The following is a 24,651-nucleotide window of genomic DNA, read 5'->3' on the forward strand; positions in this document are numbered from 1 at the left end:
TGAGCGCTCCGCGAGGAGGGGGCTTCGACCGCCGTCGTGCCAAGTGGCGACCGGCGTGCCATCACCCTCCTCGCGGAGCGCTCATAGGGTTCCCAGGGACTAACGTCCCTGGGCGGGTGGGTTCCAGGGAGGGCAGAGCCCTCCCTGGCCCCGGCTGGATCATTCCGCCGCGAGCAGGGCCGGGGCGGTGGCGCCCCAGGAGGCGGTGGCCTTCTCGACGACGCGGCCGGCGCGCAGCAGCGTGGCCTCCTCGAAGGGGCGGCCGACGAGCTGGGCGGAGAGCGGCAGACCGGAGGCGGAGAGGCCGGCCGGCATGGAAAGGGCCGGATTGCCCGTGACGTTGAAAGGCATGGACTGGATCGGCCAGAACACGGGCCGGTCCGGCGGGCAGTCGGCGAAGGCTGGTGCGGGGCCGAGGGCGCAGGCGGTGAGCAGGATGTCGCACCTCTTCAGCGCCTCGCGATTCACCGCGATGGAGAGCTCGCGGCGCAGGCGCTGCGCCTGGATGTAGTCCGCGCTGCTGATCGCGGCGCCGGTGACGATCCGCATGAGGAAAAGCTCGCCGTAATCCTGCGGCCGCTCGCGCAGGTCCTTCTCATGGATGGCGAAGGCTTCGGCGGTCAGGATCACGCGGCCGCAGGCGTTGAAGAGCGAATAGTCGGGAAGCGTGATCTCCTCGACGATCGCGCCCGCCGCTTCCAGCGCCTGGCCGACGCGCTCGATCGCGTCATAGACCTCGGGCGAAAGCCCCTCGGCATCGCGGTAGAGGTTGCGTGGCATGCCGACGCGCAGGCCGGCGACGCCATCCTCCAACCTGCTGCGCAGATCGGGCTTCGGCTTGTCGGCGCTCGCGGGGTCGAGCGGATCGAAGCCGGCCAGGAGCTCCGTGGTGATCGCGGCGTCCTCGACACTGCGCGTCAGCGGCCCGCAATGGTCAAGCGTGTAGGAGAGCGGGAAGACACCACGCCGGCTGATCAGCCCATAGGTCGGCTTGAGGCCCACCGTGCCGCAATAGGCTGCGGGGCCGCGGATCGAGCCGCCGGTGTCGGAGCCCATCGCCATGCGCACCATCCCGGCGGCGACGGCGGCGCCGGAGCCGGAGGAGGAGCCGCCGGTGATATGGTCGGTGTTCCAGGGGTTGCGCGCGGGTGGGAAGGGGAGGTCGAAGCTCGGCCCGCCCATGGCGAATTCATGCGTCGCCAGCTTGCCCAGAAGCACGCCGCCACCTGAGGCGAGCTTCGCCGCCACGACGCTGTCCCCGGTGGGAACGTTGTCGATCAGCAGCTTGGAATGGCAGGTCGTGCGGATGCCGGCGGTGTCGTAGATATCCTTGAGCGCATAGGGGATGCCGTGCATCGGCCCGCGGTCGGTGCCGGCGGCGAGTTCGGCATCGGCGCGCGCCGCATCGGACATGGCCCGCTCCTCCGTGACCAGCACGAAGGCATGCAGCGCGCCGTCGAGCTTCGCGATCCGGTCCAGCGCATGGCGCGTCAGGGCGGCGGAGGTCAGGCTGCCGTCGCGCAGCTTCGCCCCGGCCTCGGCGATGGAGAGGTCTTCCAGCTTCTGCTCGCTCACGGCGCCTGCTCCCGCGTGATGGTGTCCAGCACATAGATCCCCGCCGGCTCGGCGGCTGCGGTGCGCGGCTGGCGCAGGATCGGCATCATCTTCTGCAGGTCGCGATGGGTGGCGAGCACGCCGGCATAGCGCCCCGGCGGCAGGGTGATGCCCGCGCGTGAGAGCGCCATATCCAGTTCGGGATCGGTTTCGGTCGTCATGGGGAGACTCCGGCAGGGGCCTGTCAGGCCGAGGGAGGAACGGATCGACGTTACGTCCGGGCCATCGATCTGTCGCGCCCAAAGAAACGGCAGGGCTTGGGGCCCCTGCAATACTGGAAAGGCACGAAAGCCATTGTTCTGGCGGACTCGCGTGTCGCGGCATGGCGGGGGGTGCCGTGAGTCTGCCGCGCGCTGTGGCATTCCCGGCGGGAGAAATGCCGTCCCACGCGGCATGGGGCATGCCTCATCACGCTCCGCCGGTGCATGCCGTGTGTCACGCGACATCTGGCACGGCGATTGCTGATAGCGGAATCAGAAAATCCGATCCGTCCTGCCGGGACAAGGAGAGAAGATGACGGTGCCTTCCCTGCGCCTCGGTGTGTCCCTGGGCCTGATGACCGCATTGCTGGGCGCCGTGGCGCCCGCCCCCGCTTCCGCGGAAAGCGTGCTGCGCGTCGCGATGACGGCCGGCGACATCCCCTTCACCGGCGGCCTGCCCGACCAGGGCTTCGAGGGCTGGCGCTTCGTCGGCTACAACCTCTATGATTCGCTGATCCTCTGGGACCTGTCGAAAGGCGACAAGATCGCCGACATCAAGCCGGGCCTGGCCGAGGAATGGCATATTGACCCGAACAACAGCCGGCGCTGGATCATCACCCTGCGCAAGGGCGTGAAGTTCCACGACGGCAGCGACTTCAACACGAAGTCGGTCATCTGGAACATGGAGCGCATGACCAAGGAAGGCGCGCCCCAGTTCAACGCCCAGCAATTCGCCTTCGCGCGCAGCTATCTGACCAATTTCGAGAGCGTCGAGGCGGTGGACGACAACACCGTCGCCTTCACCACCAAGCAGCCGGACAGCATCTTCCCCTACAACCTGTCCTTTCTGATGATGGTCAGCCCTGCCCGGTCGGAGGAGCTGAAGAACGACGCCAACGCCTTCGCCAAGAACCCCTCCGGCACAGGGCCTTACCGCTTCTCCCGCATGGTGCCGGGCGAGCGGCTGGAGCTGGTGCCGAACAAGGACTACTGGGACAAGGGCCGTATCCCGAAGCAGGACCGCCTCGTGCTGCTGCCGATGCCGGAGGCCTCCACCCGCACGGCCTCCCTGCTCTCCGGCCAGGTGGACTGGATCGAGGCCCCGGCACCCGACACCATCCCCCGCCTGAAGTCCTCGGGCATGCGGGTGATCACCAACGCCTATCCGCATAACTGGGCCTACCAGCTCAATTTCGTGGACAAGCCCTTCAACGACATCCGGGTGCGGCAGGCCGCGAACTACGCGATCAACCGCGACGATATGGTGGAGATGCTGGGCGGGGTCGCCCTGCCGGGCTATGCCACCGTGCCGCCTTCCACCGCCTATTACGGCAAGCCGGTGAAGTATGAATACAATCCGGACAAGGCCAAGGTGCTATTGAAGGAGGCGGGCTGCACCCCCTGCAACGTCACCTTCGCCATCTCCACCTCCGGCTCCGGCCAGATGCAGCCGCTGCCGATGAACGAGCTGGTGAAGGCGCAGCTCGAGGAGGTCGGCTTCAAGGTCAACCTCCAGGTCATGGACTGGAACGCGCTGCTGCAAGTGGGCCGCGAAGGTGTGGACAAGCACCACGACATCAACGGCATCAACATCACCCGCGCGACGCAGGACCCGTTCAACGGCATGTTCCGCTTCATCATGAAGTCGCAGTGGTCGCCGGCGGGCAGCAACTGGGGGCATTTCGAGGACCCGCAGCTCGACAAGCTGGTCGCCCAGGCCATGAACACCTTCGATCCGGAGAAGCGCCTGCCGATCCTGACCCAGGTCCACGAACGGATGAACGAGCAGGCCACGATGATCTGGGTGGCGCATGACCTGAACCCGCGCGCCCTCTCGCCCAAGGTGAAGGGCTTCGTGCAGGCGCAGAGCTGGTTCCAGGACCTGACGCCGGTCACCCTGCAGCCCTGAGGGACATCTCCCATGCTGGTCTATGTCCAACGCCGTCTGCTGGCCGTCCTGCCGATCGCGCTGGGCGTGTCCATCATCTGCTTCCTGCTGGTCTATCTGGCGCCCGGCGACCCGCTGCAGACCATGTTGCCTCCGGATGCCGATGCCGAGACGGTGGCGAAGCTGAAGGCGCTTTACGGCCTGGATCGGCCCCTGCCGATCCAGTACCTGTCCTGGCTGGGCAATGTGATGACCGGCGATCTCGGGCGTTCCATCGCGACGGGTCGCCCGGTGCTGGAGGAGATCCTGCGCTCCCTCGGCAACACCGTGCTGCTGTCCCTGCTGGCGGTGCTGATCGCCTTTCCGGTGGCCATCGCGTTCGGTGCCATCGCCGGCTACCGCGCCGGAAGCTGGCTGGACCGCATGGTCACCGGCACCGCCATCCTGGGCGTCTCGGTGCCGAACTACTGGCTCGGCATCGTGCTGGTGATCCTCTTCTCGGTGGAGGCGCAGCTCCTGCCTGCCTCCGGCATGGGGCCGGGCGGATCCGCCTCGATCGGCTGGAGCACCGTACCCTTCATGATCCTGCCGGTGATCACCTTGTCGATGATCCCGGTCGGCATCATCGCCCGCACCGCACGCTCCGCAATCACCGAGGTGATGGCACAGGAATTCGTCACCACGCTGCGGGCCAACGGGTTGCCGGAAAGCAAGGCGATCCGCCATGTGCTGAAGAACGCCCTGCCGCCGATCCTGGCGGTGATGGGGCTGCAGTTCGGCGCGCTGATGGGCGGCTCGATCCTGGTGGAGACGGTCTTCGCCTGGCCTGGCACCGGCTTCCTGCTCAGCAAGGCGATCCTGACGCGCGACATCCCCGTGCTTCAGGGCACCATCCTGGTGCTGGCCATGATCTTCGTGGTGACCAACCTCGCCGTCGATCTGGTGCAGACCGCCATCGACCCCCGAATCAAGCGTGTCTGAGGAGAGCGGCGCCATGAGCAGCACCACCGCCGGCCAGGTCTCCCCTGCGCCCGTCCCGGACAGCATCGGCCTGCCCAAGGTCCGCGGCTATTGGGGCACTGTCGGCTACCGCCTGCGCTACGACTACGTCACCATCTTCTTCGGGCTGCTCCTGCTGGCCATCATCCTGCTGGCCGTCACGGCGCCCTGGCTGGCACCCTTCGACCCCTACAAGGAAAGCATCGTCCGCCGCCTCAAGCCGCCGGGCTATATGGGCCACACGCTGGGCACGGACGAGCTGGGGCGCGACATGCTGTCCCGTCTCCTCTATGGCGGGCGGCTGACGCTGCTGATGGGCTTCGTCCCCGTGGCCATCGCCACGGTGGTCGGCGGCGGGCTGGGCGTGCTGGCCGGCCTCGCCGGCGGCCGCGTCAACACGTTGATCATGCGGGTGATGGATGTCTTCTACGCCTTCCCCTCCATCCTGCTCGCCGTTGCCATCTCCGGCGCCATGGGCGGCGGCATCGGCAACGCCTTCATCGCCCTCTCCCTCGTCTTCATCCCGCCGCTCTGCCGGATCGCGGAAAGCGCCACCACCCAGGTCCGCTCGCTGGACTTCGTGGATGCGGCGCGCGCCACCGGCGCCGGCATCCATCTCGTGCTCTGGCACCATGTGCTGGGCAACGTGCTCGGCCCGGTGCTGGTCTATGCCTCCGGCATGATCAGCGTCGGCATCCTGCTCGGCTCGGGCCTGTCCTTCCTCGGCCTGGGCGTGAAGCCGCCCGAGCCGGACTGGGGCCTGATGCTGAACACGCTGCGACAGTCGATCTACGTGAACCCGCTGGTCGCCGCCATGCCCGGAATCGCGATCTTCGTCACCTCGGTCAGTGTCAACATGGTCAGCGACGGACTGCGTTCCGCCATGGATGTCCGGATCTGATGAGCATGAGCCAGACGACCCTCTCCCCTGCCCATTTCCGCGACCCGCGCGACGTCGGCGGTCCGGCGCAGCCGCTGCTGGACGTGCGCGACCTGCAGAAGCATTTCCCTCTGCGCGGCGGCGCCCTGCAACGTGTCACCGGCCATGTCCGCGCCGTGGACGGCGTCTCCTTCCGCGTCATGAAGGGAGAGACGCTGGGCATCGTGGGCGAATCCGGATGCGGCAAATCCACCCTGGCGCGGCTGCTCACCCGGCTCATCATCCCCGACAGCGGCGAGCAGATCTTCGATGGCGAGGAGGTCGCCGCGCCGCGCGGCATCTCCGTCGCCGCCATGCGCCGGCAGGTGCAGATGGTCTTCCAGGATTCCGCCTCCTCGCTGAATCCGCGCATGCCGATCCAGGGCTCCGTCGCCTTCGGCCCCATCGCCCATGGCGTGCCGAAGAGGGAAGCGCTGTCCCTGGCGCGGGAGCTGTTGCTGAAGGTCGGGCTCAATCCGGCCCTGTTCGGCCCGCGCTATCCGCATGAGCTTTCGGGCGGGCAGAAGCAGCGCGTGAACATCGCCCGTGCCCTGGCGCTGCGCCCGCGCATGGTGATCCTGGACGAGGCCGTCTCCGCCCTGGACAAGAGTGTCGAGGCGCAGGTGCTGAACCTGCTGCGCACGCTGAAGCGGGAACTGAGCCTCACCTACATCTTCATCAGCCATGACCTCAGCGTGGTGCGCTGGATCAGCGACCGCGTTCTGGTGATGTATCTGGGCCAGGTGGTGGAGATTGGCCCGGCGGAGGATCTCTATCGTGCCCCGAAGCACCCCTATACGCGGGCCTTGCTGGCCTCCCACCCCTCCATGGACCCGGATCACCGGATGGAGGAGCCGCCGCTGACCGGCGATCCGCCCAATCCGATCAACCCGCCCTCCGGCTGCCGCTTCCGCACCCGCTGCTCCTTCGCCGAGGAGGTCTGCGCCGCGAAGATGCCGCAACTGGGCAACACCGACGCGCCCGGCGCGCATTGCGCCGCCTGCCATATCCAGGACCCGGATTCGGGGCACAGCCTGGCCGGGCGGGCGGATCTCGTCGCCGCGCCATTGGTGCATTGAGGGGAGGGGGTGGGATGAGCACGGCCGCACCGCTGGTCGAGGTCCAGGACCTCAATGTCCGCTTCGTGACGCGCGAAAGCACGGTGCGCGCGGTCAACGGCGTCAGCTTCTCCATGGCAGCGGGCGAGGTGCTCTGCATGCTGGGCGAGAGCGGCTCCGGCAAGAGCGTCACCATGCGTGCCCTGATGCGCCTGCTGCCGCCGAAGCGCGCGGTGATTGACGGCAAGGTCCGCATCGCCGGCCAGGACGTGCTGGCGATGGGGGAGGGCGACCTGCGCCGCTTCCGCGGTGGCACCGTCTCGATGATCTTCCAGGAGCCGATGACCGCCTTCGACCCGGTGGCGCGGGTGGGCGACCAGATCGCCGAGGTGGTTGCCCTGCACAAGGGCGTCAGCCACCGGCAGGGACGCGCCCGGGCGCTGGAACTCTTCGACCTGGTGAAGATCCCCTCCGCCCAGCGCCGCCTCGATGCCTATCCCTTCGAGCTGTCCGGCGGCCTGCGCCAGCGCGCCATGATCGCCATGGCGCTGAGCTGCGAGCCGAAGCTCCTCCTGGCCGACGAGCCCACCACCGCGCTGGACGCCACGGTGCAGATCCAGGTGCTGATCCTCCTGCGCCGGTTGCAGCAGGAGATGGGCATGTCCGTGATCTTCGTGACCCACGACCTGGGCGTGGCCGCCGAGATCGCCGACCGCGTGGCGGTGATGTATGCCGGCCGCGTGGTGGAAACGGGGCCGGTGCGCGAGGTGCTGCGCGATCCGATGCATCCCTATACCGCCGGGTTGCTCTCCTCCACCGTCCACAACCAGCCGCGCGACCGCGATCTGGAAACCATCCCCGGCGCCCCGCCAGACCTGCGCAACCTGCCGCCCGGCTGCAAGTTCGCCCCGCGCTGCTCCCTGGCCACGTCGGAATGCCTGGGGGGCGAGCCCTCCGCCCGTCATCCGGCACCGGGCCGCATGGCGCGCTGCGTGCGCGTGCCCGACACCGTCCTCACCCCGGAATTCGCCTGATGCACAAGATCGCCATCCCGCAGAGCATCGTGGACCGTGTCATCGCCCGGCGCGGCACGGCGCATCCCTTCGCCGAACTCGACCCGAAGCGCACCGCCCTGGTGGTGGTGGATCTGCAGAACGGCTTCATGCGCGCCGATCTGGGCTTCGCACCGGTGCCGGCGGCGGTGGAGATCGTACCGGCGGTCAACCGCCTCGCCGCCGCCCTGCGGTGCGCGGGGGGCGAGGTCTTCTGGATCCGCAACACCTTCAACGAGCGTTCCGCCCGGGAATGGTCGGTGATGGAGGAATTCACCCTGCCGGAACGCCGCGAGGCCCGTGCCCGGGCGATGAGCGAGGGCACGCCGGGCCATGAGCTCTGGCCGGAGCTGGAGGTGAAGCCGGAGGACACGGTGCTGCGCAAGTACCGCTACAGCGCCTTCATCCAGGGCTCCTCCGACCTGCCGCGCGTGCTGCGGGAGAAGGGGCTCGACACGGTGCTGATCACCGGCACCATGACCAATGTCTGCTGCGAATCCTCGGCGCGGGATGCGATGATGCTGAACTTCCGCACCATCATGGTCTCGGACGCCAATGCGACCCTGACCGACGAGGAGCACAACGCCTCGCTGATCAACTTCTACGCCACCTTCGGCGATGTGCTGAGCGTGGCGGAGATCGAGGAATCGCTGGACCACGCCACCCGCAGGGCGGCCACCTGATGAACCGCACGCGGATTCCGGATTTCGTCCGCCAGCGCGTGCTGGCCAAGTTCGGCACCGAGCACCGCTTCGCCGATCTCGACCCGGCGCGCACCGCGCTGGTGGTGATCGACATGCAGAACGGCTATCTCGACCCCGGTCTGGCCCATGCCTTCGTGCCGGGCGGTACGGATATCGTGCCCAACATCAACCGCCTTGCCGCCACGCTGCGTGCGGCCGGTGGTGCCGTGTACTGGGTGCAGAACGCCTCGGACGAGGAATCCCGCGCCGAATGGACGGTGCTGGAGGAATCCGTCTCCGCGGCGCAGCGGGCCGCCCGCGTCCGCTCCATGGCGCCCGGCAGCCCGGGCCACGCCTTCTGGCCGGGGCTGGACATCCTGCCCGGTGACACGGTCGTGCCGAAATACCGCTACAGCGCCTTCATCCCCGGCGCGGCGAAGGGCGGCCCGGATTTCGCCGCCCTGCTGCGCGAACGCGGCATCGACACGGTGCTGATCACCGGCACGCTGACCAATATCTGCTGCGAGACGTCCGCCCGCGACGCGATGATGCTGAACTTCCGTGTCATCATGGTCTCGGACGGCAATGCCGCCGTGACCGACGAGGAGCACAACGCGTCTCTCATGAACATCTACCTGACCTTCGGTGACGTGATGAGCACCGTGGAACTCGAAGCCGCGATCGCCCGGCGGGCGGAGGCCGCGGCATGAGCCGGCCGCGCGTCGCCTTCATCGGCACCGGGGGGACCATCTCCTCCCTCGGCAAGGGGCCGCTGGACACGGTGGATTACGGCTCCACCGGCAACATGATGGATGCCGAGGGCATTCTCGCCCGCTTTCCCGAGGTGCAGCTCGCCGCCGATGTCTTCCCGGTGCCGTTCAGCGCCGTGCCCAGCCCGAACATCCATTTCCCGGAATGGAAGGCGCTGGTCCTGCTCTGCGACAAGGTCGTGACGGAGGATCCGGGCCTCGCCGGCATCGTCATCGGCCATGGCACCGCCTCGCTGGAGGAAACCGCCTATGCCCTGCACCTGACGGCCAAGGTGCCGGTGCCGGTCGTGGTCACCGGCTCGCAGCGCCCGGCCTCGGCGCTGTCCACCGATGCGGGGCTGAACCTGGTGAACGCGGTCCGCGTCGCCGCCGATCCGGGCGCGCGCGGCATGGGCGTCATGGTCCTGCTGAACGACGAGATCCAGTGCGCGCGGGAGGTCACCAAGACCTCCACCGGCCGGATGCAGACCTTCCGCTCCCCCGATTTCGGGGTGCTGGGGCAGGCGGATGGCGACCGGGTGGTCTGGTACCGCAAGCCGCTGCGACTCGGGGCGCCGGAAACGATCTTCGACATCCGTTCCCTCGACGCCCTGCCGCGGGTGGATATCAGCTACGCCTATGCCGGCGCCGATGGCACGGCGGTCCGCGCCTTCCTCGCCGCCGGGGCGAAGGGCATCGTGTCCGCCGGCTTCGCCCCCGGCTTCTGCGGCCCGGGCGACCTGGAGCCGCTGAAGCAGGCGGTGCAGGACGGGGTCATCGTCGTCCAGTGCAGCCGCGCCGGTTCCGGCCGCGTCTTTCCCGGCACGAAGCTGAAGGAATACGGCTTCCTCACCGGCGACAACCTCAACCCGCAGAAGGCGCGCATTCTCCTCGCCCTGGCGCTGACCGTGACGCAGGACCCCGCCGAGGTGGCGAGAATCTTCGACACCTACTGATCCAGGGTTGTGGCTTCCCGGTCTCTGCGGGTGGCCAATCCCTTGCTGCGGTTGAGAAAAGCGGTACGCGACAGGTATTTGGCATGCTAGGCTGAGGCAAGGTCTCAGCTTGGGTTGCCTGATGTCGCGTGCCGCCAGTGATCGTTACCCCGCTCCGAACGGGCGCCTGTCCGGCGCCGCCCAGCGCTTCGCCTCCCCCGCCGTGCGGGCGGCGATGCGGCGCCGGGGTGGGGAATTCCTGGGTGTGGTCCTGGGTCTCGCCGGCCTGGCGCTGGTCGTGGCGCTGATTTCCTACAACCCCGCCGATCCGTCGCTCAACACCGCCACCGCGCGTCCGGCGACGAACCTCGCCGGGCCGGTCGGCGCCATCGTTTCGGACGTGCTGCTGCAGGATTTCGGCTGGGCCGGCTGGCTGCCGGCCGCCTGCCTGCTCTGCTGGGCGCTCCGCCTCGGGACGCATCGCAGCCTGAAGCCCTTCGCCGGCCGAGTCGCCGCCATGCTCGCCGCGCTGCCGGTCCTGGCCGCGGCCGCCGTCATGGCGGGCCTGCCGGCCTGGGGCTCGGTGCACGCCGGCGGCGTCGTGGGCCCGCTGGTCCGCAACACGCTGGAGGGCACGGCCCGGAACTGGTTCGGCCCCTTCGGCGGGATGGCCGCCACTGCCGGCACCGCCATCCTCGGTCTTGTCTTCGCCTTCGTCGCGCTCGGCATTCCCCTGCTCTCCTGGCGCAAGGCGGGGGTCAGCGCCGCCCGTGGCAGCGTCGCCGCCGCGCGGGGGGCGTCTCGCTCGGCATGGAGATCTCCGAGCGCGCGGCCCGGCGCCGGGCCCGGATGGAACGGAGCGGCTCCCGGAGCTTCGGGGAGTTCCTGTCCCCCTTCCGCAACCTGGGTGGCCTCTTGTCGCGGCAGCGGCAGGCTTCGCCGGACCTGCAGCATCTCCTGAGCGCCGCCGATGCCGCCGCCGGCCGCCGCAATGCCGCCGCGGCCCGGCCTGGCCCGCGCATCCACCTGCCGCCGGAGGATGCCCCCGCCCGCCCGGCCCCGCGCCCCGCCTATTTCGAGCCGGAGGAGGATGAGGAGGGGCCGGAGGAGGCGCCGAGCCGCTCCCGGATCGCCATTCCCGGCCTGCGTCTCAGCGCGCGCCGACCGGCGGAGGAAGCCGTCCCGCCGCCCCGCCGCATCGAGCCGCGCTTCGGCCGTGCCGCGCAGCCGGAGCCGATGGAGGACGAGGACGAGACGGACCTGCCGCCGCCCCCGCCCCGCACCGAACGGGCCGCGCCGCCGCCCCGCCGCCCGGTTCCCCCGCCGCCCCGGAACCTGCCGCCGGAGCAGTTCGCCCTGCCGCCGCTGGACCTGCTGACCGAGGCGCCGCGCCGCCGCGACAACGGCCCGACCGAGGAGATGCTGCAGAACAACGCCCGGATGCTGGAAGGCGTCCTGGAGGATTACGGCGTGCGCGGCCGCATCGTGGAGGTGCGCCCCGGCCCGGTGGTGACGCTCTACGAGCTGGAGCCCGCGCCTGGCACCAAGTCCGCGCGCGTGATCGGCCTGGCCGATGACGTGGCGCGCAGCATGTCCGTCACCGCCGTCCGTATCGCCACGGTGCCGGGCCGCAACGTCATCGGCATCGAGATGCCGAACGCGAAGCGCGAGACGGTCTATCTGCGCGAACTGCTGGCCGACGAGGAATGGGACAGGGCGCAGGGCCGCCTCAGCCTCGCCCTCGGCAAGGATATCGGCGGCGCCCCGGTGATCGCCGACCTCGCCACCATGCCGCATCTGCTGGTCGCCGGCACGACCGGTTCCGGCAAGTCGGTGGCGATCAACACCATGATCCTCAGCCTGCTCTACCGCTATGGGCCGGATGAGTGCCGCTTCATCATGATCGATCCGAAGATGCTGGAACTCTCGGTCTACGACCGCATCCCGCATCTCCTGGCCCCGGTGGTGACGGAAAGTCCCAAGGCGATCGGCGCGCTGAAATGGACGGTGCGGGAGATGGAGCGCCGCTACCGCGCCCTTTCGCAACTCGGCGTGCGCAACATCGCCGGCTACAACAAGAAGGTCACCGCCGCCCGCGAGAAGGGCGAGATGCTGACCCGCCGCGTGCAGACGGGCTTCGACCCCGACACGGGCAAGCCGGTCTTCGAGGACCAGCCCCTGGCGCTGGAGCCGCTGCCGATGATCGTCGTGGTCATCGACGAGATGGCTGACCTGATGGTGGTGGCCGGCAAGGAGATCGAGGCCTCGGTGCAGCGCCTCGCCCAGATGGCGCGCGCCGCCGGCATCCACGTCATCATGGCGACGCAGCGCCCCTCGGTGGATGTCATCACCGGCGTCATCAAGGCGAACTTTCCCGCCCGCATCTCCTTCCAGGTCTCCTCGAAGATCGACAGCCGCACTATCCTGGGCGAGCAGGGCGCCGAGCAGCTTCTCGGCCAGGGCGACATGCTGTTCATGGCCGGTGTCGGCCGCATGAACCGCGTCCACGGCCCCTTTGTCTCGGATGCCGAGGTCGAGGCCATCGTCGAATACCTGCGCGAGCAGGGCGAGCCCTCCTATATCGAGGAAGTCACCGAGGTCGAGGATGACGACGCGCCCACCGCCGGCCCCGGTGGCGGCGAGGGCGGCGAGCGCGGCCTCTTCGAGCAGGCGGTGGACCTCGTGACGCGGGAGGGCAAGGCCAGCACCTCCTTCGTCCAGCGTCATCTCTCCATCGGCTACAACCGTGCCGCCAAGCTCATCGAGCAGATGGAGAAGGAGGGCATCGTCGGCCCCGCCAACCATGTCGGCAAGCGCGAGGTGCTGGTGCGCGGGAACGACGATTAGCGCCGATCACCCAGGGTGATGCATGGCCGGAAACCCGTTTCCGGCCATGCGTCACCGAAAGGAGCGGAGGAACCCCCGCCATGCGCCGACCCACACGCCGCCTTTTCCTCGTGGCCAGCCTGCTGGCCGCCCCCATGACGCCCGCCCTGGCTCAGACGGCCACGCCACGGCTGGAGCCGAGCCGCGACGTTGCCGTCACCTACCGGACCCTTGGTGGCAAGCCGGAACCGGTCGAGGCGGAATGGCTGGCCTCCGAACGCCTGCTGCGCCTGGAACTACCCCGCCAGAATGGCTGGGGCGTGCTGGACCGCCGCAACGGCCAGGCGAAGCTGGTGATGGACAAGATGCGCCTCGTCACCGAACTTCCGGCCGAGGAATTGCAGAAGATGGGCCTGCCCGCCGATTTCGGGCCGAACACGCGCTTCACGCGTGAAGGGGTGGCGACGATCGCCGGGCTGTCCTGCACCAACTGGCGCTATGAGGAGCGCGACGCCAGCGGCCGCGCCTGTCTGACGGCGGATGGCGTGCTGCTGCGCGCCGAAGGACAGGTCCAGGGCCGCCAGGGCGGCATCGAGGCCACCAGCGTCACCTATGCCCGCCAGGACTCGGCCCGCTTCCGCATCCCGCAGAACTACCAGACCCTGCAACTGCCCCAGGGCCTGCCGCCCGGTCTCACGCAGAACCTCCTGGGCGCCATTCCAGGGCTGAAGCGGTAGCGCCGGCTACGCGCTCCTGGCGTTGTTCTGTCTTCCGGGGGAAGGCTCCGCCTTCACCCCCGGACCCCCCATCCGCCAGGACGCTGCGCGCCCTGGACCCCATTCGCTGGCTCTTGCTGACACCGGATCGCGCCGGAGAGCATGGCTCTCCGGCGACTGCGGGCGCCACCAGCACGGACAAGTTGTCTTCTTCTTTTCGGGCGCCCCGCTGATCCGTCTGCGCTCAGGGATCGGACGGCAGACTGACGGCCGCCACCAGCGTCCACGAAAGCCCGGGGTCCGGGGACCGGCTTCGGTCCCCCATCATGGTCATGGGCGGAGTGGGGGTCTCGGGGGCGAGGCAGCGCCTTGCCCCCGGCGGTCAACCACGACGAGCGACGCTTCAACTCAGACCGGATCGATCGCCCCGCGTCCGGACAGCACGCTGGCGATGTTGTCCAGCGTGCGGAAGCCCATGGCGTCGCGCGTATCCACCGTGGCGCTCGCCACATGCGGCGTCAGGAAAACATTGGGCAACTCGGCGAGGCGCGTGTCGAAATCCGGTTCCTTGCGGAAGACATCGAGGCCCGCGGCGAAGAGCTGGCCGGACTTCAGCGCCTCGATCAGCGCATCCTCGTCCACCAGCGAGCCGCGCGCGGTGTTCACGAAGACGGCGCCGCGCGGCAACAGCGCGAAACGCTCACGCGTCATCAGCGTGCCCGTCTCGGCACTGGCGGGCAGGTGCAGGGACAGGATCTCCGAACGCCGCAGCAGCTCGTGCAGATCCGCGACATGCTCGGCGCCCTGCTCCAGTTCCGGCGGCAGGCGACGGCGGTTGTTGTACAGGATTTTCATGCCGAAGCCGCGCGCGCGCTGCGCCACGGCCTGGCCGATCCGCCCCATGCCGACGATGCCGAGCGTCTTGCCGCTCGGGCGCAGGCCCAGCAGGTCCGGCATGCCATAGGGCTTGCGCCAGCCCTCGCGCATCACCTGGTCGTACTCGCGCGCCCGGCGGCTGGCGTTCAGGATCAGCATCATGGCGAGGTCGGCGGTGCAGTCCGTCACCACATCCGGCGCGTTGGTCACGACGATGCCGCGTGCCTTGGCGGCCTCCACATCCATGTGGTCGAAGCCGGCGCCGGGATTGGCGATCACCTTCAGCCAGTCCGGCATGGCCTCGGCATGGGCGGCGGTGAATTTCACCTTGGGGCCGGAGAAGAGCCCGGCGATGTGCTCCTCCCGGATCACGCGCAGCGTGGTGTCGGCATCCATGTCCGTCTCGGTGACAATGGCGTCGAACATCTCGCGGGCGCGGGCGGCGACATTGGGCGGCACCCGGCGTGCGACGAGGACGCGCGGCTTGTCCTGAGGGGACTTGTCCTGGGACGACGGGTCTTCGGTCATGTTTCGTGCGGGTCCTTTTCGTCAGGGGTGCCGGGCGCGGCGCGGTCGATGGGCGCGGGCCGTCACCGGCCTGCTTCCGGAAAGGCCACGGCCAGGGAGCGCAGCGCATGGGTGCGCATCAATCGTTCGGCCCGCTCGGCCTCGCCGGTGGCGATGGCATCCAGGATGGCCTGGTGCTCCTCCAGGGCCAGCCGGGTTTCCGCCTCCCCGGCCAGGACACGCCGGCTGCCGACATGGAAATAGGCGCGCAGGGCCTGGAGGCTGCGGATCAGGAAGGCATTGCCAGTGATCCGGTGCAGCGCGGTGTGGAAGGCATCGTTGGCCCCGGCCAGCGCGGCGCGGTCTCCCTGGGCCGTCGCGGCGCGGATGGCATCGAGCCGCTGTTCCAGCACCCGCAGGTCGGCCGGGCCTGCCCGGCGGGCCGCCAGCGCCGCCGCGGCACCTTCCAGCGCCGCGCGGATACGGCCCATCTCCGCCAGCCTCGTGCTGTCCAGGGAGGACACGAAGGTGCCGCTCTTGGGGCGGGTTTCCACCAGCCCCTCGCCTTCCAGGCGGCGCAGCGCCTCGCGCACCGGCTGGGCGGAGATGCCCAGTGCGACGGCCAGCCGGCGTTCGGACAGCTTGGTGCCGGCGGCGAGGTGTCCCTCCACGATCGCATCCCGCAACCGCTCATAGGCGCGTTCCGCCAGGCTGGGCGCGGCTTCGATCTCCAGGGGGGCCAGGGATACGGGCGGCATGAATCTACAATATCAGAAGAGCAGATTCTGTCACCTGCCCGCTGTGCTGCCCATCGCCCCGTTCAGGGCCGGCTTTCCATCAGTTCCTGGATGCACCGTGCCAAGTCCGCCTGCCGGAAGGGCTTGTGCAACAGCGGGTATTCCTTGGGCAGCTTGTCCAGCTCGGCATAGCCGGTCACCAGCAGCACCGGCATCCGGGGATGGGAGGCCTTCACCGTGGCGGCAAGCTCCGCCCCCGACATCAGGGGCATCGCCAGATCCGCCACCATCAGGTCGATCCTCTCAGCCTCCAGGGTCCGGAGGGCGGAGGGGCCGTCCCCGGCCTCCAGGATCTCGTGACCGAGTTCCTCCAGGAAGGTCGCCGTCACCTCGCGCACGGCGGGGTCGTCATCCACCACCAGGATCCTCAGCGGCCGGGTCCGCGGCAGCGGCACGGGGCCAGCCTGGCTTTCCTCCGGGCCCGGCAGGCCGGACAGCGGCAGGAACAGCTCCACCAGCGTGCCCTGCCCCAGCTCACTCTGCAGGCGGATGCCGCCACCGGACTGGCGCATGAGGCCATAGACCATGGAGAGGCCCAGCCCCGTGCCCTTGCCCACTTCCTTGGTGGTGAAGAAGGGCTCGAAGGCATGGCTCAGCACCTCCGGTGCCATGCCGGCGCCCGTGTCGCGCACCGAGAGCACGGCATAATCGCCCGGCTTCAGCTCCGGCACGTCGCCGGCCTCGACCCTGGCGCGGCCCGTGCCCAGGGTCAGCAGCCCGCCCTCCGGCATGGCGTCGCGGGCGTTGATGCAGAGGTTGAGCAGCGCCAGTTCGAGCTGACCCGGGTCCACCAGGACCGGGCCGAGATCCGGGGCGAGGTCGTGCTCGATGCGGATCAGCCCGCCCAGGGTGCGGCTGAGCAGGTCCTCCATCCCCTGGACGAGCTGGTTCGCATCCACCGGCCGCAGGTCGAGATCCCGCTGCCGGCTGAAGGAGAGCAGCCTCTGCGTCAGCCCGGAGCCGCGCTCCGCGGCGGCGATAGCGTTGCGGAGCTGCCGCTGCTGGCGGGACCCCTCGGGCGCCGTGCGCAGCGCCAGTTGCAGGTTGCCCAGGATCGCCGTCAGCAGGTTGTTGAAATCATGCGCCACCCCGCCGGCCATGGTGCCCAGCGCCTGCATCTTGTCCGCCTGGCGCAGCCGGGCCTCCAGGTTCCGGCGCTCGGTGATCTCGTGCTCCATGGTCACGAGGAAGGCGGGCGCATCCTGGCGGATCACCGGCACGCGGCTCACCGAGAACCAGCGCGTGCCGCCCTCCCGGCGCTCCTCCTCCACCGCCTCGGCGGAAGCGCGGCCGTGCAGGGCCTCCGCCTCGATCCGGGTCAGTGCCTCGGCGGCGTCGGGGGGCAGGAACTCCTGCTCGCGCCGGCCCAGGCTTTCCGCCACGCTGCGACCCATCGATTCCGCCTTGGCCGCGTTCAGCCGCACGAAACGGCCCTGCGCGTCCTTGAAGGAGAGGCGGCCGGGGGAATTGTCCAGCAGCCCGTGTAACAGGCTGCGCTCCGTTTCCAGCGCCCGCGCCAGGGCCCAGCGGTCATGCGCGCTGCCCACCAGCCCGCGCAGCGCCACGGGATCCCAGGGCTTGGGCGAATAGCCGGCGATGCGCCCCTTGTTCAGCGCGGAGACCACCGCGTCGAGATCGGCATAGCCCGTGAGCAGTAGCGCCTCGGCCCTGGTGATGCCGCGCGCCCGGGCCAGCATCTGGTCGCCGGTCATGCCCGGCATGCGCTGGTCGGACAGGATCACCGAGACGTCCGGCTCGCTTTGCAACAGCCGCAGCGCGTCGGTGGGCGAGGTGGTGGCGAGGACGTCGTACTCGTCCTCGAACAGGTCCTGCAGCGCGGTGACGATCTCCGCCTCGTCATCCACCAGCAGGATGGTGCCCCGATGGGCGCCCCTGCGGGACCCCCATCCGCGCCCGGCTCTCCCGGAAGGCCGCTCATGCGGCGGCCCGCAGCGGCACGCTGATGGTGAAGCGCGCGCCGCCTTCCGGCGAGGCTCCCACGGCGATGTGCCCCTCATGCGCGCGCACGACGTTGTAGGCGATGGCGAGGCCGAGCCCGGTGCCGGAGCCGATCGGCTTGGTCGTGAAGAAAGGCTCGAAGATCCGCTCCCGCAGATCCTCCGGCACGCCGGGGCCGGTATCGGCGATCTCGATCACGTATTGCCCGTCCGACTCGCGCGTGGCGATGGTGATCGCTCCCTGATCCTCGATCGCGTCCGCCGCGTTGCCCACGATGTTCATCACCACCTGATTCAGCAGGGAGGGGGAGCAGAACAGCTCCGGCCTCGCATCGAACTGGCGCCGCACCACGATCCGGTTGGACAGCTTGTGCGTCAGCAGCGCCACCACCGTCTCGATCGCTTCCGGCACGTTGAGCGACTGGAACCCGCCATCCTCCAGCCGCGAGAACTTGCGCAGGTTCAGCACCAGGTCCTGGATCCGCTTCAGGCCCAGCGTCATGGACTGCGAGCGCTGGCGCCCCTTCTCCACCAGAGCCCGCGCCTCAGCATCCGCCGCGACATGCGGGCCCAGCCGCTCCAGCACCCGCTCGACCGTGCCCTGATGCGCCAGGATGAAGGCGAGCGGGTTGTTGATCTCGTGCGCGATGCCCGCCACCAGTTCGCCCAGCGAGGCCATCTTGGCGGCCTGCACCAGCTTGGCCTGGGTGTCGCGGAGCTGGCGGTTCGCTTCCTCCAGCTCCGCATTGGCCCGCGCCAGCGCCTCGGCCAATGCGGCCCGGGCCTCGGCGGCCACGGCCTCGGCTCGCGCATGCGCCAGCGCCAGCTCCCGCTCGCGCAGCTCGGCATCGATACGGCGGTTCTCCTCCTGCATCAGCCGGCGGCGCACCACGGTGCGGATGCGCAGCCGGATCGCCTCGGCACTGGCGGTGGCCGAGACCAGGTCGTCCGCCCCGGCCTCGAAGACCTGGGACAGCATCTCCCGCCCCGTGCTCTCGTCATTGCCAAGGCCGACGATCTGGAAGGAAGGGCCGTCGCCCGGCCCGCTGCGCAGCGCATTCAGGCGGCGGCACAGCGCCACACCGTCGAAGCCCGGGCTCAGCATGGCGATCACGACGCAGTCCCAGGCGGCATCCTCCGCCCGGATGGCGGCCAGCGCCTCCTCCGGCCCGGCGACGGCATGGACGGTATAGCCGTCCTGCGACAGCATGTGGCTCATCCAGGCCCGGCGGGTGGCGCTGTCCTCCACCAGCAGGATGGCGGCACGGCGGAAGGCCGGCTGCGCCTGGGAACCGGGGGCCGGTGGCGCTTCCGTGCCGCCCCGCGGCCGGCGTCGCAGCAGCGCCCGCAGCCGCAGCAGGATCACCTCCTGCTCCGCGGATTTCGGCACATAGGCATCGGCACCGCTTTCCAGCCCCTGCCGCTCCAGGTCCTGTTCCCGCGCGTTGGTGAGCATCAGCACCGGGATCGCCCGGGTGCGCAGGTTCATGCGGATGCGGCGCGAGAACTCGTCGCCGTTGATGCCCGGCAGGTGATAGTCGGCGATCACCAGGTCCGGCAGCCCGTCGTTCAGCCCGTCCAGTGCCGCCTCGGCCGTGGCCGCGCGCGTCACCGTGAAGCCCTGCTGCTCCAGCATCCGGCGCAGTTGCAGGGCCTGGGTGTCGGAATCCTCGACCAGCAGGATGCTGGCGCCGGCCGTGCTTCCGCCGCTCATGCGCCCGCCTCCGGCATGGCCAGGCGCAGCAGGCGCGGCGCGATCAGGTGCAGCGGCAGGCTCGCCGAGGAGCCGCCCATCCGCACCGCCGCCGCCGGCATGCCATAGACGACCGCGCTGCTCTCATGCTCGGTGATGGTGAAGCCGCCCTGCCGTCGCAACTCCGTCAGTCCCCTCGCTCCATCCTCGCCCATGCCGGTCAGCAGGATGCCCAGCCCCCTGGCCCCGGCGGCCTGCGCCACGGACTGGAACAGCAGATTGGCCGAGGGGCGCTGGCCGCCCACCGGCGGGCCGGCGCTGACCTGCAGCGGACCGGCCGGCGACAGCAGCAGGTGCCGGTCGCCGGGCGCCACATAGACATGGCCGGGCAGCGGCGTCACCCCGTCGCGGCCGATTTCCACCTTCAAGGGAACGAGACCGTCCAGCCAGGCTGCGAAGCCCTCCATGAAGGGCGCCCCCATGTGCTGCACCAGCAGGATCGGCGCCGGGAAGCCGGCGGGCAGGGCGCCGATTACCCGCGCCAGGGCCGGCGGCCCGCCGGTGGAGGCGGCCATGGCCACCACCGCCGGGCGCGGCGGCGTGGTCCCGGGGGCCACCGTGGGGAAGGGCTCGGGCGGCGCGGGGAGGGACGGCTCGGCGGCCCGGCCGATGGCGCGGCGCCGGATCACCGGCACCTGGCTCATGATGAAGAGCTGGGTGCAGATCTCTTCCGCGATCGCCTCGTAGTGGCGGGAGGACAGGCCGACCGGCTTCTCCACCACGGACAGCGCCCCGGCGCGCAGCGCGTTCATGGAGATGCGCAGCGAGGCATCCTCCACCGCATCGGCGATCACCACGATCGGTGTCGGCGTCTCCTCCATGATCCGCCGCGTCGCCTCCAGCCCGTCCATGCCGGGCAGGCGGATATCCATGGAGATGACATCGGGCCGCAGGCGCGGCAGCGACCGCAGCGCGTCCTCCGCCGATTCCACCGCCCCCACCAGCAGCAGGCGCGGGTCGCGGGCGATGATGTGCATGAGGAGCCGGCGCACCACCAGCGAGTCCTCCACGATCATGACCCGGACGGGCCCCGCGGTCGGCACCGTCCGTCCGGAGGGGGCGCCGCTCACAACAACTGTCCGATCGTGGCCAGGAGCTCGCGCTGGTCGAATTTCTGCTTGGTGAGATAGGCCCCGGCGCCCAGTTCCAGGCCGCGCCGGATGTCCTCCTCATCGGCGCGGGAGGTCATCAGGATCACCGGCAGCCCGGCGAGGCGCGGATCGTTCTTGATGGCCTGGAGGAGCCCGAAGCCGTCCATCCGTGGCATCTCCACATCCGCGAGCACCAGGTCGATCACGGCTTCGCCGCCGCGCAGGAGGTTCAGCGCCTCCACGCCGTCCACCGCCAGCAGGACGCGGTAGCCCTGCGCCTCCAGGATGCTCTTCTCCAGGGTCCGGGTGGTGATGGAATCGTCTACCACCAGGATGCCGGCGCGCTCGCCGGCTTCCGCATTTCCCGCCGGGGCGCCCGGGCGGGGCAGCAGGCCGAGCGTGTCGCCCCGGACCCCGCCGGACTGGCCCCCGGTTTCTCCCTGGGCGCCATATCCTTCGCCGGCGCCGCCCATGCCGCGCAGCCAGCGGTCCATCAGCCCTTCGGGGCGCAGCAGCGGCACCAGGCTTCCCGCCGGCAGGACCAGGCCGGAGACCAGGGCCGGGTCCAGCCCCCAGCCGCCGCCCGCGCCCATATCCGCCGCCGAGACGGGCAGTGTCCGCACGTCGGACAGAGCCTCCACCGCGAGCAGGCAGCGCCGCTCCCCGGCCCGCAGCAGGACCATGCTCAGATGGCCGGCCTCGACGGGCAGCCGGGCGCCGGGGACGCCGAGAAGGGAAGCGAGGTTCGTCACGGGCAGCATAACGTCCCGCCCGCCCCATGCGATGCGGGTGGCGAGATGGCCTTCCGCCCATTGCAGCGCCGCCTCGGGCAGGCGCAGCAGCCGTTCCACCCCATGGGTCGGCAGGGCCAAAGGATGGCCGCCGGCTTCCAGCAGCAGAACGTTCTGCCGCGTGGCGGAGAAGGGCAGGTCGATCACCACCTCCGTCCCCCAGGGATGGCGCCGGCGCATCAGCGCATGGCCGTGCAGCGCCCGCGCCGCCTCCGCCACCACCGACAGGCCGATGCCGCGCCCCGACAGCCGGCCCACCGTCTCGGCAGTGGAGAAGCCGGGCTCGAAGACCAGGGCGAGGAGGCGGTCCTCGGCCGGAGGAGGCGCCTCGGTGCTACGGGTGGGCAGCAGGCCCTGGCGCACCGCCTGGGCCTCGATGCGCTCCAGGTCCGGCCCGGCGCCATCGTCGAAGACACGCAGCCGCAGCCGGCCGCCGCCCAGCTCGATGCGCAGCCCGACCTCGCCCCGTTCCGGCTTGCCCAGGGCCCGCCGCCGCTCCGGCGGCTCGCCCCCATGCCCCACGGCGTTGCGCAACAGGTGCAGCACCGGGTCCTTCAGTGCCTGCAGCACGCGGCGGTCGGCCTCTGTGTCCAGGCCTTCCAGCCGCAGGGCGATCTCCCGGCCCTCGGAGCGCGCCAGGTCGCGCGTCATGGAGCCCAGGCCGCCCAGGACGGCCTCCGCCGGGACCAGGGAGATCCGCTGCACCCCCAGGCGCAGGCGGCGCGAGAGCTGCTCGGCGTTCCAGGCCGAGTCCCGGCTCTCGCGGGACAGGGCAGTGAGGTCCCGGCCGAGGCCGGCCAGTGCCAGGTCGAACTCCCGCAGGCGCGCCTCCGCGCCGTTCCCACCGCCCGCCGCCTTCCCGGCCTCTCCGCGCATTTCCTGCCAGTTCCGGCGCAGCCCCCGCAGCCTGCGCTCCAGCCGGCGCAGCGCCTCCGCCTGCCGGTCCTGCCGCTGCAATTCCCCGGACAGTTCGTGCAGCAGGCCGGACAGGGCATCGACGCGCCCAGCCTCGACCCGCAGATACTCACCGCCCGGTACCGGATGCCGCTCGGCGGGCGCCGTTTCCGCCCCCTCGCCGGGCCGTTCCGCCTCGTCGCGCCGCACCGGCACGGCCGCCGGGACCGCCGCCTCCGCCCGGTTCTCCGGCGCGATGCCCAGCAGCGCGTCGAGCGCCGCCAGGGCGGCCGCCGGGGGCGGCGGCCCGTCCTCCCCCGGCGGGGTGGCGAGATGCGCGGCCACCTGGGTCTCGATCGCGTCCAGCCCCTGCTGCGCCACCGCCTGGGCCTGGGCATCCAGCGGCATCCCGCCTTCGCCCAGCCGGGAGAAGAGCGTTTCCAGCCGGTGCGCCAGCTCCTCCACCGCGGGCAGGTCCACCGCCCGGGCGGCACCCTTCAGGCTGTGCGCGCGGCGGAAGATGTCGCGCAGGTCCAGCGGCCGCCCGGCCTCCGCCGCCGCCAGGGCGGCACGGATGGCATCCAGGTGTTCCCGGTGCTCCACCGCGAAGGCGGCCAGCAGTTCCTGGCGGAAGTCGGACATGCGCGCGCGGCCTTCCCGTCCGGTGGTGCCGCGCTCAGAGCCGGTAGCGGTCGGCCAGCGCGACGAGCTGCTGCGCGAGCTGGCTGAGGTTGCTCGCCGCCGTGTCGAGCTGCCGCGTGCTGGCCGCCGTCTGCTGGCTCGCCTGCCGGATGTTGCCCAGCGCGCCCATCACCTGCTCGATGCCCAGTTGCTGCTGGTTGGTGCTGGCCACGATCTGCTGGAAGGTCTGCACGCTTTCCTGGATGCTGCCGGTGATCTCGCGGATCGTGGCATGGGTGGTGTCGGTGCGCGCCTTGCCGGCGGAGACGCGCTTCACCGCCTCCTCCGTCAGCATCACCGAGGCGCTGATGCCGCGCTGGATGTCGCCCAGGATGGAGCGCACCTGCCCGGTCGCCTCCTTGGCCTGGTCGGCCAGCGTCTTCATCTCCGCCGCCACCACGGCGAAGGAACGGCCCTGCTCCCCCGCCGCCGCCGCCTCGATGGCGGCGTTCAGCGCCAGCAGGTGGGAGCGTTCCGAGATGTCGTTCACCGTGGCGATGATCTCGCCGATCGCCTGGGTCTTCTCGCTCAGCGACACGATGTTCGAGGCCACGGCCTCCGCCTGCTCGCGGATCGAATCCATGGCCTGCATCGTGTCGTCCACGGCGCGCAGCCCGGCGCTGCTGTTGCGCGCCGCCGCCTGGGCGGAGGTGATGACCTCCTGCGCCCGCTTGCCGATCTGCGTGCCGGTATGGGTGATCTCGTCGGCCGTGGCCGCGGTCTCCTGCACCGCCGCGAGCTGCTCCTCCACGCCCGCCGCCTGTTCCTGGGTGGAGGCGCGGATCTCCGCGGCGGCGGCGTTGAGGTTCTCGGTCACCTCCCGGCTCTGCCGGGTGAGCTGGCGCAGGCCCTCCACCATCCCGTTCAGCATGGTACCGAGCTGGCCGATCTCGTCCTTGCCGGTGGCGGCCGCGGCGCCCGACAGGTCGCCCCGGCCGACGCGGTCGACGAACTCCATGAAGGCCGAGAGCGGCGCGCTGATGGTCCGGCGCACCAGCGCCGCCAGGATCACCCCGACCAGCACGGCGACGCCCAGCACCGCCAGCACGGAGAAGCGGCTGTCCTCATACGTCCTGGCCACCACGGCCTGCCCGGCCGCCAGGGTTTCGTCCAACTCGGTATCGGCCTGTTGCAGGGCGGTGTCGAGCTCGTGCGACAGGGCCAGGATCGGGGCCGAAACGGCGGTCACGCCTTCCAGGTCGTTGGCGCGGATCGCCGCGAACTGCGTCTCCGTCAGGCCCCGCATCTGACCCAGGATTCCGGCGCCGCGCTCCAGGGACTGGTTCAGGCGCTGCCAGGAGCGCCGGCGCTCCTCCGAGACGGAGTTGTCGCCGAAGCGGCGGGCACGGTCGCGGGCGTCGCGGATCGCGGCCTCCGACCGGCCATGGGCCTCGTTCCAGAGCTTCTGGGAATCGTCGTCCGGCACCGGCCGGCCCAGCGTGCGCAGCAGGAAGCGCGACACCGCCGTGTTGCGCGCCTCCTGCACGGTCAGGCTCTCCGTCCGCACCGCATCGAGCTGGCGCATCATGGCGAGGTCGCGGGTGACGATGGTGTCCGTCGTGTTGCGGACCAGGCTGAGCTGGCTCAGCCCGTACCAGCCGAGGCCGGCGAGCATCAGGATCAAGGCGACGAAGCCGAAAAGGATACGGTTGGCGATCGACACG

At 70.3% G+C, this 24,651-nt stretch carries 20 protein-coding genes; 11 read left to right on the forward strand and 9 right to left on the reverse strand.

Going from position 1 to position 24,651, the window contains the following annotated elements:
* Positions 1-159: 159 nt before the first annotated feature.
* Entirely contained in the window at positions 160-1,575 is a 1,416-nt protein-coding gene (locus MVG78_RS04370) for an amidase (protein WP_247558533.1), read from the reverse strand.
* Entirely contained in the window at positions 1,572-1,775 is a 204-nt protein-coding gene (locus tag MVG78_RS04375; RefSeq protein WP_247558535.1) for a hypothetical protein, read from the reverse strand. The genes MVG78_RS04370 and MVG78_RS04375 overlap by 4 nt, the downstream gene beginning before the upstream one ends.
* 352 nt (positions 1,776-2,127) lie before the next feature.
* Here MVG78_RS04375 and MVG78_RS04380 point away from each other — a divergent pair, with 352 nt between their 5' ends.
* From MVG78_RS04380 to MVG78_RS04430, 11 genes are all read left to right on the forward strand, one after another.
* Positions 2,128-3,723, forward strand: coding sequence for an ABC transporter substrate-binding protein (locus MVG78_RS04380; RefSeq protein WP_247558537.1), 1,596 nt, complete (start codon positions 2,128-2,130; stop codon positions 3,721-3,723).
* A gap of 12 nt (positions 3,724-3,735) precedes the next feature.
* A complete protein-coding gene (locus MVG78_RS04385; RefSeq protein ID WP_247558538.1) occupies positions 3,736-4,683 on the forward strand; it encodes an ABC transporter permease in 948 nt (315 codons plus the stop codon).
* A 13-nt stretch (positions 4,684-4,696) separates the two neighbouring features.
* Positions 4,697-5,602 carry an ABC transporter permease gene (locus tag MVG78_RS04390; RefSeq protein WP_247558540.1) on the forward strand — a complete coding sequence of 302 codons (906 nt, stop codon included), beginning with the start codon at positions 4,697-4,699 and terminating at the stop codon, positions 5,600-5,602.
* Between the two features lie 5 nt (positions 5,603-5,607).
* Complete coding sequence (locus MVG78_RS04395; protein ID WP_247558542.1) at positions 5,608-6,699, forward strand: ABC transporter ATP-binding protein; 1,092 nt, start codon at positions 5,608-5,610, stop codon at positions 6,697-6,699.
* 14 nt (positions 6,700-6,713) lie between these two features.
* Positions 6,714-7,712, forward strand: coding sequence for an ABC transporter ATP-binding protein (locus MVG78_RS04400; protein WP_247558544.1), 999 nt, complete (start codon positions 6,714-6,716; stop codon positions 7,710-7,712).
* On the forward strand, positions 7,712-8,413 hold the full coding sequence (locus MVG78_RS04405; protein WP_247558546.1) for an isochorismatase family protein: 702 nt from the start codon (positions 7,712-7,714) through the stop codon (positions 8,411-8,413). The genes MVG78_RS04400 and MVG78_RS04405 overlap by 1 nt, the downstream gene beginning before the upstream one ends.
* Positions 8,413-9,123 (forward strand): isochorismatase family protein, encoded by a 711-nt coding sequence (locus tag MVG78_RS04410; protein ID WP_247558549.1) that lies wholly within the window; start codon positions 8,413-8,415, stop codon positions 9,121-9,123. The genes MVG78_RS04405 and MVG78_RS04410 overlap by 1 nt, the downstream gene beginning before the upstream one ends.
* On the forward strand, positions 9,120-10,118 hold the full coding sequence (locus tag MVG78_RS04415; RefSeq protein WP_247558551.1) for an asparaginase: 999 nt from the start codon (positions 9,120-9,122) through the stop codon (positions 10,116-10,118). Before MVG78_RS04410 ends, MVG78_RS04415 begins: the two co-directional genes overlap by 4 nt.
* A 121-nt stretch (positions 10,119-10,239) precedes the next feature.
* The gene (locus tag MVG78_RS04420) at positions 10,240-11,058 is read left to right on the forward strand and encodes a DNA translocase FtsK 4TM domain-containing protein (RefSeq protein ID WP_247558553.1); all 819 of its coding nucleotides are present in this window, start codon (positions 10,240-10,242) and stop codon (positions 11,056-11,058) included.
* On the forward strand, positions 10,947-12,944 hold the full coding sequence (locus tag MVG78_RS04425; protein WP_247558555.1) for a DNA translocase FtsK: 1,998 nt from the start codon (positions 10,947-10,949) through the stop codon (positions 12,942-12,944). The genes MVG78_RS04420 and MVG78_RS04425 overlap by 112 nt, the downstream gene beginning before the upstream one ends.
* A gap of 80 nt (positions 12,945-13,024) precedes the next feature.
* The gene (locus MVG78_RS04430) at positions 13,025-13,660 is read left to right on the forward strand and encodes a hypothetical protein (protein ID WP_247558557.1); all 636 of its coding nucleotides are present in this window, start codon (positions 13,025-13,027) and stop codon (positions 13,658-13,660) included.
* Between the two features lie 387 nt (positions 13,661-14,047).
* Here the strand turns inward: MVG78_RS04430 and MVG78_RS04435 are convergent, their stop codons facing one another.
* The 7 genes from MVG78_RS04435 to MVG78_RS04465 all read right to left on the reverse strand — a co-directional run bounded on the left by MVG78_RS04435 (position 14,048) and on the right by MVG78_RS04465 (position 24,650).
* Positions 14,048-15,043, reverse strand: a complete 996-nt coding sequence (locus tag MVG78_RS04435) for a 2-hydroxyacid dehydrogenase (RefSeq protein ID WP_247558560.1) — start codon at positions 15,041-15,043, stop codon at positions 14,048-14,050.
* A 62-nt stretch (positions 15,044-15,105) separates the two neighbouring features.
* Positions 15,106-15,780: a GntR family transcriptional regulator gene (locus MVG78_RS04440; protein WP_247558562.1), complete on the reverse strand. Its 675-nt coding sequence runs from the start codon at positions 15,778-15,780 to the stop codon at positions 15,106-15,108.
* Positions 15,781-15,842: 62 nt separating this feature from the next.
* The gene (locus tag MVG78_RS04445; protein ID WP_247558564.1) at positions 15,843-17,684 is read right to left on the reverse strand and encodes a response regulator; all 1,842 of its coding nucleotides are present in this window, start codon (positions 17,682-17,684) and stop codon (positions 15,843-15,845) included.
* A 70-nt stretch (positions 17,685-17,754) separates the two neighbouring features.
* Entirely contained in the window at positions 17,755-19,491 is a 1,737-nt protein-coding gene (locus tag MVG78_RS04450; protein WP_247558566.1) for a response regulator, read from the reverse strand.
* Complete coding sequence (cheB, locus tag MVG78_RS04455; RefSeq protein WP_247560311.1) at positions 19,488-20,546, reverse strand: chemotaxis-specific protein-glutamate methyltransferase CheB; 1,059 nt, start codon at positions 20,544-20,546, stop codon at positions 19,488-19,490. The genes MVG78_RS04450 and cheB overlap by 4 nt, the downstream gene beginning before the upstream one ends.
* Positions 20,547-20,596: 50 nt before the next feature.
* Positions 20,597-22,948 carry a hybrid sensor histidine kinase/response regulator gene (locus MVG78_RS04460; protein ID WP_247558568.1) on the reverse strand — a complete coding sequence of 784 codons (2,352 nt, stop codon included), beginning with the start codon at positions 22,946-22,948 and terminating at the stop codon, positions 20,597-20,599.
* A 34-nt stretch (positions 22,949-22,982) separates the two neighbouring features.
* Positions 22,983-24,650 carry a methyl-accepting chemotaxis protein gene (locus tag MVG78_RS04465; protein ID WP_247558570.1) on the reverse strand — a complete coding sequence of 556 codons (1,668 nt, stop codon included), beginning with the start codon at positions 24,648-24,650 and terminating at the stop codon, positions 22,983-22,985.
* Position 24,651: the final 1 nt, after the last annotated feature.

This window comes from Roseomonas gilardii subsp. gilardii (genome assembly GCF_023078375.1).
GTDB classification, from domain to species: Bacteria; Pseudomonadota; Alphaproteobacteria; order Acetobacterales; family Acetobacteraceae; genus Roseomonas; species Roseomonas gilardii.